At 42.5% G+C, this 12968-nt stretch carries 14 protein-coding genes and 1 tRNA gene; 9 read left to right on the top strand and 6 right to left on the bottom strand.

The window, feature by feature from the left end:
* The 3 genes from ABDW33_RS11005 to ABDW33_RS10995 all read left to right on the top strand — a co-directional run bounded on the left by ABDW33_RS11005 (window position 1) and on the right by ABDW33_RS10995 (window position 2296).
* Window positions 1-381: a hypothetical protein gene (locus tag ABDW33_RS11005; RefSeq protein ID WP_343690114.1), complete on the top strand. Its 381-nt coding sequence runs from the start codon at window positions 1-3 to the stop codon at window positions 379-381.
* Window positions 382-524: 143 nt separating this feature from the next.
* The gene (locus tag ABDW33_RS11000; protein WP_343690113.1) at window positions 525-2090 is read left to right on the top strand and encodes a S8 family peptidase; all 1566 of its coding nucleotides are present in this window, start codon (window positions 525-527) and stop codon (window positions 2088-2090) included.
* 135 nt (window positions 2091-2225) lie between these two features.
* Window positions 2226-2296: transfer RNA gene (locus tag ABDW33_RS10995), tRNA-Gln, on the top strand.
* Window positions 2297-2663: 367 nt separating this feature from the next.
* On the opposite strand, the gene ABDW33_RS10990 is transcribed toward ABDW33_RS10995, so the two are convergent.
* Both ABDW33_RS10990 and ABDW33_RS10985 read right to left on the bottom strand, forming a co-directional pair.
* The gene (locus tag ABDW33_RS10990; RefSeq protein WP_343690112.1) at window positions 2664-3596 is read right to left on the bottom strand and encodes an alpha/beta hydrolase; all 933 of its coding nucleotides are present in this window, start codon (window positions 3594-3596) and stop codon (window positions 2664-2666) included.
* Window positions 3597-3939: 343 nt separating this feature from the next.
* A complete protein-coding gene (locus tag ABDW33_RS10985; RefSeq protein WP_343690111.1) occupies window positions 3940-4479 on the bottom strand; it encodes a hypothetical protein in 540 nt (179 codons plus the stop codon).
* A gap of 222 nt (window positions 4480-4701) precedes the next feature.
* On the opposite strand from ABDW33_RS10985, the gene ABDW33_RS10980 reads away from it, so the two are divergent.
* Window positions 4702-6048, top strand: a complete 1347-nt coding sequence (locus ABDW33_RS10980) for a hypothetical protein (protein WP_343690110.1) — start codon at window positions 4702-4704, stop codon at window positions 6046-6048.
* Between the two features lies 1 nt (window position 6049).
* Here the strand turns inward: ABDW33_RS10980 and ABDW33_RS10975 are convergent, their stop codons facing one another.
* Both ABDW33_RS10975 and ABDW33_RS10970 read right to left on the bottom strand, forming a co-directional pair.
* Window positions 6050-6418, bottom strand: a complete 369-nt coding sequence (locus tag ABDW33_RS10975) for a DoxX family protein (protein ID WP_343690109.1) — start codon at window positions 6416-6418, stop codon at window positions 6050-6052.
* A gap of 214 nt (window positions 6419-6632) precedes the next feature.
* Window positions 6633-7277, bottom strand: coding sequence for a YiiX family permuted papain-like enzyme (locus ABDW33_RS10970; RefSeq protein WP_343690108.1), 645 nt, complete (start codon window positions 7275-7277; stop codon window positions 6633-6635).
* 143 nt (window positions 7278-7420) lie between these two features.
* Here ABDW33_RS10970 and ABDW33_RS10965 point away from each other — a divergent pair, with 143 nt between their 5' ends.
* From ABDW33_RS10965 to ABDW33_RS10950, 4 genes are all read left to right on the top strand, one after another.
* Complete coding sequence (locus ABDW33_RS10965) at window positions 7421-8236, top strand: ATP/GTP-binding protein (protein ID WP_343690107.1); 816 nt, start codon at window positions 7421-7423, stop codon at window positions 8234-8236.
* Window positions 8237-8329: 93 nt separating this feature from the next.
* Entirely contained in the window at window positions 8330-9859 is a 1530-nt protein-coding gene (locus ABDW33_RS10960; protein WP_343690106.1) for a TROVE domain-containing protein, read from the top strand.
* Window positions 9860-10126: 267 nt separating this feature from the next.
* On the top strand, window positions 10127-10321 hold the full coding sequence (locus ABDW33_RS10955) for a hypothetical protein (protein ID WP_343690105.1): 195 nt from the start codon (window positions 10127-10129) through the stop codon (window positions 10319-10321).
* Between the two features lie 16 nt (window positions 10322-10337).
* Complete coding sequence (locus ABDW33_RS10950; RefSeq protein ID WP_343690104.1) at window positions 10338-10970, top strand: hypothetical protein; 633 nt, start codon at window positions 10338-10340, stop codon at window positions 10968-10970.
* Between the two features lie 37 nt (window positions 10971-11007).
* On the opposite strand, the gene ABDW33_RS10945 is transcribed toward ABDW33_RS10950, so the two are convergent.
* Both ABDW33_RS10945 and ABDW33_RS10940 read right to left on the bottom strand, forming a co-directional pair.
* Entirely contained in the window at window positions 11008-11748 is a 741-nt protein-coding gene (locus ABDW33_RS10945) for an SDR family oxidoreductase (protein WP_343690103.1), read from the bottom strand.
* Between the two features lie 195 nt (window positions 11749-11943).
* Window positions 11944-12567 (bottom strand): hypothetical protein, encoded by a 624-nt coding sequence (locus ABDW33_RS10940; RefSeq protein ID WP_343690102.1) that lies wholly within the window; start codon window positions 12565-12567, stop codon window positions 11944-11946.
* A 96-nt stretch (window positions 12568-12663) separates the two neighbouring features.
* Here ABDW33_RS10940 and ABDW33_RS10935 point away from each other — a divergent pair, with 96 nt between their 5' ends.
* Window positions 12664-12957: a helix-turn-helix transcriptional regulator gene (locus ABDW33_RS10935; RefSeq protein ID WP_343690101.1), complete on the top strand. Its 294-nt coding sequence runs from the start codon at window positions 12664-12666 to the stop codon at window positions 12955-12957.
* Window positions 12958-12968: the final 11 nt, after the last annotated feature.

Below are 12968 nucleotides of genomic sequence, written 5' to 3'. Positions count from 1 at the left end.
ATGTCAGCAAGCAGTGACCAAAGACCAGCGCTTTATTCAAGGATCTTTATTGCCATTTTCACAATACTGATGACCCCCATTGGTGGTGCTATCTTATTTTGCGTAAACCTTCGAAACACGGGCCGGTTAAAGAGTATTCCCTTTGTCATGCTGGGTGCTATGCTATTTGAATACTTTCACCTGCAAATGATTCTGCATAACAGGACCGGCAGAACTGACGTAATTTTTTTCCCTTCCCTGATCTTCGCCCTTTTACTGAGTTTTCCGGTATGGCGACTGCTTTTGAGAGGTATTCCTCCCTACAAATTATTACCAGCATGGATCCCATTGATTATCATGGCCATCGTATGGCTGGCAGTCATTGGCTACTATAACTTTTAACATTTTTAAAGGTTTATAATGGCTAATTTCGGCCCTTATTGCCCCTTTTTGAGCACAGACAACTTTAAAAACAAACATAAAACCTACCCCGGGAGCACATATAAACTATTGAACTGCTACTGTGGAGTCAATGATCAAAACATATGAGTATTATCAAAAACGTAACCATCGGCGTCGCATTGTTATTGTCAGCCTCTATGGTGCATGCACAGTTGCCTAACTGGCAGAATATGGACCTGCAGAAAGATTCCGTTTTCGGTATCAGCGTAGAGAAGGCATACAACGAGCTGCTGAAAGACAAGAAATCTAAACCCGTAGTAGTAGCCATTATCGACAGCGGTGTCGATACCGCTCATGAGGACCTGAAATCTACCCTTTGGGTAAACCTGAAGGAGAAAAGAGGAAATGGTAAGGACGATGACAAGAATCACTATATAGATGATATTAATGGATGGGACTTTATCGGTTCTTCCAAAGGCAATGTGGATTACGACAACCTTGAACTGACCCGCCTGGTACGTGCAGGTCAGGCACGTTTTGCCAATCCGTCTGCAGACACCAATGGTCTCTACCAGTACAAGCAGCTGCGTGCTAAGTACGATGAAGAACTGGATGAAGCTAAGAAGACCCTGTACGGCATCACCCGCTTCAAAGGGATGTTGGATACAGTAGTTGCTAAAATCAACAAAGAAAATCCAACAGCAGCTGATTTCCAGGCATTTAATGCAGATAATCCTGTAGAAGAGCAGATCAAGCAGGTAGTAAGCCAGCAGCTGCTGCGCTATCCTGACTACAAGACTTTCAAAGCAAGTGAGCTGGATAGAGCTTATGATCACTTTAAGGAGCAGGCTGACTACCAGCTGAACCTGGAATACGATCCCCGTGCGATAGTTGGTGACAACTATGCAAATGTTGACGAACACTATTACGGCAACAACGACGTAACGGGTCCGGATGCTGATCACGGTACACACGTAGCAGGTATCATTGGCGCCGTTCGTAACAATAACCTGGGTATCAATGGTGTAGCTGACAATGTATTGCTCATGTCAGTACGTACAGTGCCTAATGGGGATGAAAGAGACAAGGATGTGGCCAATGCACTGCGTTATGCAGTGGACAATGGTGCTAAAGTGATCAATATGAGCTTTGGTAAGCCTTACTCTCCTAATAAGAAAGCGGTAGATGACGCTGTAAAATATGCGGTATCTAAGGATGTACTGCTGGTACATGCGGCGGGTAATGATGGTCAGAATACAGATTCTGTAGCGAACTATCCTAACCGTAACTACCTGGGTGGTGGTATAGCAGACGCATGGATTGAGGTTGGTGCTTCTGGTCCGAATGATGATGAGACACTGCCAGCTTCTTTCTCAAATTATGGTAAGAATGCGGTGGATGTGTTTGCACCTGGTGTAGCGATCTATTCTTCTGTTCCTGGTTCTAAATACGACTATCATGATGGTACCAGTATGGCAGCACCGGTAGTAACTGGTCTGGCAGCACTGATCCGTTCTTATTATCCTAAGCTGACTGCTTTGCAGGTGAAAGATATTATCCTGAAATCAGTGGTGAAGGTAGAACATCCGGTAGCGATTGGTGGCGGAGAAGATGGCGAGCCTAAGCAGGTACAGATGACGGAACTGTGTAAGACGGGTGGTGTAGTGAATGCTTATAAGGCATTGCAGCTGGCGGCTAGTTATAAATAATCTTATCTGGTTAATAATACCGCGAAAGCCCCGCTATATGCGGGGCTTTTTTATGATTGGAGAAATTTTTAAAATAAATTTTGCTTTTTTGTTTTAGAATTTATAATTTTGCCGTCCCGAACGACAAATAACTATTGCCTGATAGTATAACGGTAGTACGACAGACTCTGACTCTGTTTGTCTTGGTTCGAATCCAGGTCAGGCAACTCTCTAAAAAGAACATCTTTTTTTAAACCGCTGAGAATGAATTTTTCAGCGGTTTTTTTTTAGATAGCCCTCCCCCTCAAAAAGCCGAATCGTCTTCTGCGTGACACCACATCAGCCCAAATGAACGCACTAAAATTCACCTCCTGAATGCCCTCCTCAGCTCCTCTGGTCTGTTCTTTCAAACAAGCATTGCCGAAAGTATTACCCGTTAATTAATTATGATGATAGCTGGATATAAAAAAGAAAAAGCCACCTCTTTATTTTTGAGATGGCCACTTCTTAAATTATGTATATTACACTGACTGGTCTTTCTGGTTGAAACAGGTAAACCATAACAAAACCTGCAAGATCGCTTCCTTTACTTCCCTACTTTATCCAATTACTTACCGCCTCTAAAAACAACTCCTGCTGATCTATAAAAGCTGGGTGTGAACAATTATCAAAGTATTTAAGATGTGCATCACTACTCAACTCAGCTCTCACCTTATTTACCTGATCCTCCGAAAACAATCCATCATCTTTCCCATAAATCGCATAAACATTTACATGCTTTTGCTGGATAGTCTTTATCTTAGGATAGATATTCAACATCGTATATTTCTCATTTCTCCAAAATCCAACACTGGCCGGATTACTGGTATCTGCTTTCATCCTCATGAGCACTGTGTCATTGGTGATCATCTGGTTAAGTTTTACAGACAATTCATTCGGATGCGGCGTGTCAAAAAAACCATTCAATGTAGCAAACGCGAAACAATTTGCTCTGAAATCAATCGAGCTTCTATTCATCGCTGCTACCGCTTTCAGCTTTCTCAGGTTTGCAGTATCGTTTTTTGCCTCAAAAATCCTTTCTGACTTTTCAAGTATATTATTATAAGTGTCTTGTAAAGAACACAATGAACTGATCAACACAAGTGAACTCACCTGCTGGCTGTATTTCTCCATGTACAGAATACCTAACAACCCCCCAAAACTATATCCTATCAGGGTCGCTTTTTTGAGTCCAAACTTTTTATAAATATTATTAAGGTCATTGAAAGTTTGCTGGAAAGTATACTTAGCAGGGATATCTATTGAACGCCCTTCCCCTCTCCTGTCATATAAAATGACATAATAACCTTTATCGGCTAACTTTTGCGCGGTTGTCAGTTCAAAACTACCCGAATTGCTACCAGGGCCTCCATGTAGAAAAATTATAGGCTTATTCTTCCTATCTCCAAACGTGTTAAAATATAATGATTGGGCCTGTAAAACAAAAGAACCTAGCATTCCTGCCAGCAAAAAAAGGGTAAATTTCATATGCCTTTTGGGTTGTGCGTGCAAAATTATGTGACTGCTATGCAAATACACGTATTCAATGATAATGCGCATCACTGGCGTAAAATGCAGCTGTATATAAGGCAATTTATTAAACACCAGATAATCTGCAACGTTCGATTTTTAATTATACTGCATGGACATGTCCATTTACGTACTAACTCACTAAGGAAGTTATACACCGCACTTACGACAGTACTATGCAATGGGCTGCCTGGAGATTATAGTGACCTGGAATATATACTTAGCAGCATATCTACAGTTCAAAGTTAAAAAGATAGCATATACTGATGAGCTGCCAGGAAAGACCGATTTCCGCATTCTTTTATTCCAGTTTCACCTCTCTGATCGTTTCATTTCCCGGCAGATCCACCACCGATACTTTTACCATTCCTCCAGCCGGCAGGCTGGCTGCTTTATAATACCAATCCACGCCATTCCTACCCAATACGGCATTTCCTCTTTCTATAGCAGTACCTGCAGCATCGAACACCAGAACTTCGACCGCTGCTACCCTGAATTCATCTTTTGCTGTCACGACCACAGTCGTGTCTTCGAACCGGATGTTCTGCACTTCGGGAGACTTATAAGCATCCTTAATCGCCATATTATACGCATTCTGACCAGGGCCTGTTTTGGATTTATAATAGGCCTTCAGCTCCGGATCGTCCAGGATCTGTTTCGCATAAGCCGCTGCCACCTTCATCTTATACCTGGCCTCGAGTTGCTTCGTGGTTGGTTTTTTCTTTGAAGGGCCGCGTTTTTTAGCCATAATAATCTGCCCGTTTCTTTCGTAAATCGTGAGTTGGTCGCCGAGTGTACCACGGACAAGTTCAAGAAGTATATTGCCTTTAACAAGAGCCATAACAAACAATTTTGAGGTTATATCAAACGTAAGGCTTTTACCGGGGAGATAGTGCATGTTTTATATCAATTGAGTACTAACACTTTACTATAACTATATTAAAAGAGCACTTGTATATCTAATCGATATAGAGGTATACTTGTAGTGTGCTTATAGTGTACTTAAAATGTAGTTAAGGATATACGGCTTAGTAAAATAATTCTGTTTGATTATTTTTATCAAATGAACATCATCCATCAGCTAAGAGAACTGGCAGAAAGATATGACATCGAAGAAATGGACAAACTGGTAGAAAGCCTTTCACCAACCCAACTGGAAGCATATAAGGAAGATATCATTGGTACTTATGATATGGTTTATTCTTATGGTGCGTATGACCTTGACTGTGACAAAGTAAGCAACCCGGAAGACTTCATTTTTTACCTTCTTGGTATTATCGACTCTATTCAGCGTTTCTTTCCTGACCGGCCATATTACCAGGAACGGGGCTATTGTTACCAAAATCTGGCAAGCCGCGCGCAGGCAGTTGAAGATAAGGTGCGTTACATCCAGGAGGCGATTCACATTTATAATATTGCGCCGCAAACCACCGATATACAAATGTCGATGGTCCGGGCGCTCACAGATAGGATGGTTATTACGGGACAATTTACTACTGAGGCATTCACTGAATTACTCTACTATTTCCGGCCGGTATTGAATGATACGTCCTTTATCAGGGCGTTGATCCATCAATGCTTCAGGGTACGTTCCCTGCCTTTTGCACAGAATCATTACTGGCATAACCGGCTGCTGCGTGAGTTTGAAGGAGCCATGTACCTGCTGGCGGAAAAGAAGCCGCTGGTTTACCTTGACTGGGCGGAGACGTATCATTACATGCTCTTTCACGATTCAACCGATATTGACGAGGAATACAAGTCACAAATGGTCGATCAGACAGCATCCCTGTTGCAGCCGCTGGAAAGCTATTATACAGAAGATGCAGAGCTGCTGAACCGGCTGGGCAAGGCATTTGCTGACACTGCCCGAAGGCTGCAGGAGACAGACCTGAAACTGGCTTATTACTGGCTTTCTGTTCAGTTCTTCACCAAAGGACATGAACAGCAACCCGCTGCATGGACCTTTCCTGTATACGCCACGAATTCATTGCTTGAAATTGCGCACATCTACCATGAGCAGGGTACTTATGAGAAACTGATCAATACATTTGAACATGGCCTACAGCTTTTCTCACAGGTATATCAGCATGAAGAAGACTTTCACCTGAATCTTTACTGGGGCAATTTCCTGGTGGCATATAGCGGACAGGCATACGATTACAAATCCGCCTCCATCAACCGCCTTGCAGAAGAAAAACTGCAACTCGCCGCAGTATTGGGCAGGAATTTCTATTCGCAACCTTACCTGTCTATGGCAAGGCTGGCAATTAAATCGGGCAATACAGAAAAATGTGTTCAACTCCTGCTGCAATGCAGGGAAGCCATTCGTTCCAACGGGTATACTGCTTATGACCTGGACGAAGTATTGAAGGATGAGGATTTCAGGGAGGTGTGGGACCAGTTAAAATGAGTCAGATCCTTCTGCCTGCAGGTCTGAAATACCATGATACTACGGTTAGTATGGCAAAAACCAGGGGAGCAATGAAATGTGCAAACTGATCGCCAACAGCAATATGGGAAATAACAGCGCCTGTCATCGCAAAGAAGAAACCTGCATAAGCCCATTCTTTTACCAATGGAAACCTGGGAAGAAGAATAGTAATGACACCCAATACTTTCCACACGCCGAGGATGGCCATGAAATAGAGCGGATATCCCAGGTGGATAATCCCCTCTACGTTATCTTTTTGCCTGAAAATCTGCGCTAATCCTCCCACGAACATGAATAATGCAAGGATGCCGGTGGCTGTCCAATAAATGATGTTGTTACGCTTTGTCATTATGTAGCTATTTGACTACAAATATATGCGTAGCTATTTAACTACACAAATTTTCTTTGAAAAATTTTTTTACTCCTGAATTATAGGAGCTCCTGTCGCGCGTAGTGATTTTTTAAAAGATGATGGCTGTACTTCGTTGTTGATCCCGGTATTGCGAACTATTTCAGGATGAAAGCAGATAGTGATCAATAAGGATGGATTTTATATACAGGGATCATTTATCAATGATTGTCGTTAACAAATCGCTTTCAAATATTGAAGCTGGAGAGATAACCAGTTCATTTTTAGGAATGTCATTTCCATATCGTTCTTTCATCTTTGCCTTTACTACATCACTTGTCAGGTCGAAGTCGCTTAATTTTTGAAGTTGCCCTATTTCAATACCAGCCGACCTTTGATAGACTTTCCAGATAAGTTCTGAGCAATAAATACGGTCATCACTCCATTCAAAGGCAGGGTCGTAGTTCTTGCCGATAAATGTAGCCCCCACCTGTTTCATCTTCTTCAGTACGTCCGGAGTCAGCACTTTATCAGCATTCTTCAGTCTTTTTATCACATAATGCCCACCTTTTCCCCTGGCGATCCACTTATCCAGCGGGGTCTGCTTTACGGGTTGTACGGCTTCGAATACATACAATTTATCTCCTTCCCTGTAGATAATGCCGCAATGAGAGTATTTTGACTTTGTAGCAAGCTGAATGGCTTTACTTTGCGAAGAGGTCGAAGTCTGAAAGATCAGGTCTCCGCTGTGAATATCAGGAGGATTAACAGGGCGTTTTCCCGCGGTCACGCCAATCAGCAGCGTTACGCCTAAAAGGGCTGTGATGAGTATTTCTTTTTTCATAAGTGTTATCAACATAGACAATAGTTTTTATACAAACGATTCAAGCATAAATTTTGTTTCCGGTTTCTTTTTGTGCTTATATTCGGTAACAACCCGATTCCCGATATGGAAAGTGCTGTCGGATTTACTTTATTTTTTCTTCTGACAAAAATACACATATGAAAACAACCTTTATTGCAATTGCTTTTATCGTAAGCCATGTAACATTGTTTGCCCAGCATTCCCTGGAGAAGTTATGGCAGACAGATTCGGTGCTGACGACTCCGGAATCCGTGCTGCCGGCAGCAGACGGAAAATTCTTATACGTCTCCAACATGGGCACACAACAAGAAAATACGGGCTATATCAGTAAGGTGGGGCTGGATGGTAAGATCATTCAAAAAGAATGGGTTACGGGGTTAAATGCGACCAAAGGGCTGGGGCTGTACAGCGGCCAACTGTATGCTGCCGAACTAACCGCGGTAGCAGTGATAGATGTAAAGACGGGAACCATCCTGCGCAGAATACCTGTTGAGGGAGCAAAAATGCTGAACGATATTACTGTAGATGCCAAAGGTGCTGTGTATGTAAGTGATTCAAGAGCGAACAAAATCCATAAAATTGAAAATGGGACACCAGCTGTTTACCTGGAAGATATGGATAATGCAAATGGGTTACTGGCTGTTGGACCTTTCCTGTATGTGCTGACCAATGGTAAGTTGCAGAAAATAGATGCAAAGAAAAACAAGACTGTTATAGCGGAAGGACTGGAAGGCAACACAGATGGCATTGTACATGTAAAGGACAATGAATTTATAGTCAGCGGCTGGCAGGGCATTATTTATTATGTAAAAGGCGACGGCTCCAAACAGGTATTGCTGGATACCCGTGAGAAAAAAAGCAATACTGCTGATATTTGGTATAATGCTACTACCCAAACACTGTATGTACCCACTTTTTTCAGGAACTCCGTGGCTGCCTATCAACTGAAATAATCACTTTTTTTTGAGAGAATTTAAGTGCGCAGAAAAACTGCGCACATGCGTCCAATCTTTGTATTGTTAATCACAAATGAAAACAAAACAGTCATGAGATTCAATACTAAAAAGAAGGACGTATCCAACACTGTGAACTACGAAGGTGCAAAGGCATATACGCTGACACCGGAACTGGAACTGTATAGTGCTGTAGTTACAGCCTCTTTACATGACCAGTTTTATGAAGGGAGTGCAGACCGGCTGGAACGTATACGCGCGCTGATCAAGAAGAATGATCCGCAGTTCGTAGCACGGCTGGCAGTATATACCCGTGAAAAGATGTACCTGCGTAGTATTCCGCTGGTGTTGGCTGTCGAACTGGCAAAGGTACATACAGGCAATAGACTGGTGAGCAGTATGGTGAACAGAATTGTGCAGCGCGCAGATGAAATTACTGAGCTGCTGGGATTGTATGCCCAGTCAAATCAACGCAGGGAGACCAAGCAATTACATCGCCTGAGTAAGCAAATTCAAAAAGGACTGTCATTGGCTTTTAATAAGTTCGATGAATACCAGTTTGCAAAATATAACCGCGCAGCAGCAGTGACTTTAAAAGATGCCTTGTTTATCGTTCATCCAAAACCCAAGGATGATGATCAGCAGATACTGTTCGATAAGATTGCCCAGGATGAACTACAGATTCCCTATACCTGGGAAACGACCCTGACTGCTACCGGTCAGGCGAAGTATTCCGACGCCGGCGAAAAGCAAAAGGCTTTTCGCTATGCGTGGGAACAATTGGTAGCATCTGACATGCTGGGTTATATGGCGCTGATCCGTAATCTGCGTAACATATTACAGGCGGAAGTAGATAACAGGATTATTGATAAAGTATGTGCACAGCTGTGTGATGAAAAAGCAGTGTTAAAATCGAAGCAATTGCCTTTCAGATTTTTATCGGCTTACCGTGAGCTATCAAAGGTGAAGCATACGAGAACAAAAGATGTGCTGGAGGCGCTGGAGACGGCCATCAGCATTTCTGTACAGCATCTGAAAGGATTTGATACGGAGACGCGGGTGGTGATCGCTTGTGATGTGTCCGGGTCTATGCAGCAACCGATATCTGCAAGAAGTGTGGTGAAGTATTATGATATTGGGTTATTGCTGGGTATGTTGCTGCAGCATCGTTGTGGAAATGTGGTCACAGGAATGTTTGGCGATAAGTGGAAGGTAGTTGATTTGCCGAAGAAAAACGTACTGGCGAATGTAGATGCGTTCTATCAGAGGGAAGGAGAAGTCGGGTATAGTACCAATGGTTATCTGGTGTTGGCAGATCTGATAAAGCGTGGCATTGTTGCTGATAAGGTGATGATGTTTACCGATTGTCAGATGTGGGATAGTACTACGAAGAATCAGTGTGATAAGAATACGCTGGCAGAGCAGTGGAAGAGGTATAGATATATGGTGCCAGATGCGAAATTATATCTATTCGATTTGGCAGGTTATGGAAAGATGCCGGTGGATGTAAAAGAGGATGGTGTATACCTGATAGCAGGATGGAGTGATAAGGTGTTCGAGATCCTGGCGGCGATGGAGAAGGGAGAGGATGCTGTGGAACATATAAAGGCGCTGGCAATTTAGCTGTTGACCTGAAATAGAAAATAGTGAAGTGAAGGTGTCGTTATAATGGGTTACTTCTACTCTTTTTAAGTAAAAAAACGTACCCTTATGCTTGTTGCCCTGGCTTACTGAAAGCTCGTCTCCGGACGAGCTTTTTTTGTTTTGATCATGAGGGTATCAGAATGACAAAACACAATACTGTGGCTGGTTTTATTTGTTTTTTTAAGATTAAAAAAGTTATTTTTGTTGTGTTCAATTTTTCTTTTTCACGTTTAAAAACATCATGTTATGTATGGAGGTTATGCACAGCATAGAAGAATTATGTCAATGTTGGAAAAACAACGGGAACTTATTAAAAACGATCCCGAATACAGGAAGCGATACATTAAAGAATTAGGGCTGGAAGAACTTGCGAGCCAAATGACAGAGGAAGACTGGAGAATCGCAGATGCCAAGTATGGTTATAAAAGAAACAATTCTTAATTCTAAACTCAAGCGTATGAATAATTCAGGTATCATTTATTCATCTGACCATGGATTGATATTAGGTTTCCATGGCTGTGATCAGTCCATTAGAGATCAAATAATTACTGGTCAGATGATGTTGAAAGCCAGTCATAACAACTACGACTGGCTTGGATGGGGAATGTACTTTTGGCAAAATAACTATGCACGGGCAATGAACTTTGCCAAAAATCGTCCGGGTAAAAATAAAATTGCATCTCCGGCCGTATTGGGAGCAGTTTTTAGTCTTGGTAATTGTCTTGATTTAACTGATCAGTTTTATATTGGGCAAGTCAGGTCATCCTATCTCAATTTAATCGAATCATTAAATAAAGTGAATACACCTTTACCAAAAAACAAGTCTGTATCGGGAGCACCCAGTCCTCACAATAAAATCTTAAGAGGATTAGATTGCGCTGTCATTGAAGCATTACATAGACAAATGATAGATATGGGAGAAATTCCCTACGATACAGTCCGTTGCGTTTTCATAGAAGGCAACCCTATCTACGAAGACGCCGGATTTTACGACCAAACCCACATCCAGGTATGCGTTCGTAATCCAAACTGTATAAAAGGGTTCTTCCTCCCACGAACAGAATCCGATAACTGGTCTACCGCCGCTTAAATGATCCACTTATACGTGCGCATTAACCCCTGATTAATTACGCCATCCCTCCGTTCGCACCAATATTCTGCCCACTGATCCACTTCGCATCATCACTCACCAAAAACGCCACCACCTTCGCTATATCCTCCGGCTCTCCTATCCTGTTAAAAGCTGACAGACCAGCTAATCTATCCAACGCTTCCTGGGTTTTTCCATTCAAAAACAACTCCGTATTCGTTGGTCCCGGAGACACTACATTCACATTAATCCCTCTTGGACCTACCTCTTTTGCAAACACACGCGTCATCTGCTCCACCGCTCCCTTGGTAGCCACATAAGGCCCATACGTAGGCAGTAACAACCGTGTAGTAGAAGAAGAAAAATTGATAATCGTACCGTTATCAGCAAGCCTTGTAGCAGCTTCACGCATCGTATTGAAAGTACCTTTGACATTTATTGCAAACTGCCTGTCAAAGTCTTCATCAGTAGTGTCTTTAATCAACTTATACAACAGGATACCCGCATTATTCACCAATACATCTATCCTTCCGTATTGTGCGATCACTGTATCGAACATTTTTTTCACTTCGTCAGACTTACTTACGTCCGCCTGCACTGCCATGGCTTCTGCACCCAGCGCTTTTATAGCCGCAACCGTATTATCTGCCGCCTCTTTATTACCTGCAAAATTAACAACCACGGTAGCCCCTTCGGCAGCCAGCTTATGCGCGACCGCTGCGCCAATACCTCTTGATGCACCTGTTACTAAGATTATTTTCCCTGTGAGCGTTTTCATATTTCCTTTGTTTTGTGTTTTAATACACCAAAGGTCATACCTATGCACATAGAAAAATTGCAAATATTAAAGGAAAGGATGTAAAATTCTAAGAAGGGGTAACAATATGAATAGGGCAATCCTATTTTACGGTGACAAATGGGTTATTTTGTCATTGATAGTCAGGAACTATCGTCATACACCTGGTTAATCGGATTATCTCAGCACGCCCTGCTCTGTCACCCTTTCAAATACCTCGTCCAGTTTCTCATTGAACCATTCCTGCTCCTCTTCGGTAAAGGCACGACAATACTGCATTTCTGCCTGCAGGCTTTGCAACTTTTCATCGATTGGCCGGTGACTGTAAAAAGCAGATTTACCAGCCCTCAGTTTATCCAGCCACTGTTTAACAGTGGCTGTTTTACTGACCGTTTTCATAACCGACTCTTCAAATTCGAAGCGTAGCATTTCACAAATGCCAGGCTGTAATACGAGAGCGTACTCGTCAGTACTAAGTTGCAAAATATCATATCCTCCTGGTTGCAGCAATAAAGGCTGCTGTCCCTTGAAAAGTAATTCCATGTGCCCACTTACTATCTCCTGGATGACAGTCCTGGGCGAATCTTCCGACACAATTACCAGACAAGGCTGCTTGATGTAAAATACAACCCTCAACATGGCAAATCCGTCCATGTTTCGCTCCTGGTAGAGCATATTCACATAATTGGACTTATGCAAATAGGGTTTTGCGAAGCGTTTAACAAACTGACAATATTTTAGGGGTATTACCTCTCTGATCCGGATATTCTCTACGGGGGTTACTGCAAGTCTAAAGTGCATGGGGTAAGGTTTAACTGATCTGTAGTAAAGTTCTTCTTATTTGCTGAATTGATACGACAGTATGATAAAATCGCTATTTTCCGATACCTTTGCAGTATGGAACACGTGGAAGTTTTCAAAGCATTATCCAACAAAGCAAGGCTTCAGATATTACAGTGGCTGAAAGACCCGACTAAGAATTTCCCGGCAGAAGGCTGCTGCGAAAATGGCGTATGTGTAGGACAAATCCAGCTTAAAATGGGGGTAACGCAATCTACTGCCTCTGAGTATTTGTCACTTTTGCAGCGAACAGGGCTATTAACCGTGACCCGGCAGGGACAATGGACATATTACAAAAGAAATGAAGATGCTATCAAGGAATTGGGCAAACTGATCCTGGAAGACCTGTAGAAGATTAATAA

The sequence above is a fragment of the Chitinophaga sp. genome, from assembly GCF_039596155.1.
Classification (GTDB): Bacteria; Bacteroidota; Bacteroidia; order Chitinophagales; family Chitinophagaceae; genus Chitinophaga.
This window is presented reverse-complemented; position numbering and strand designations above follow the sequence as displayed.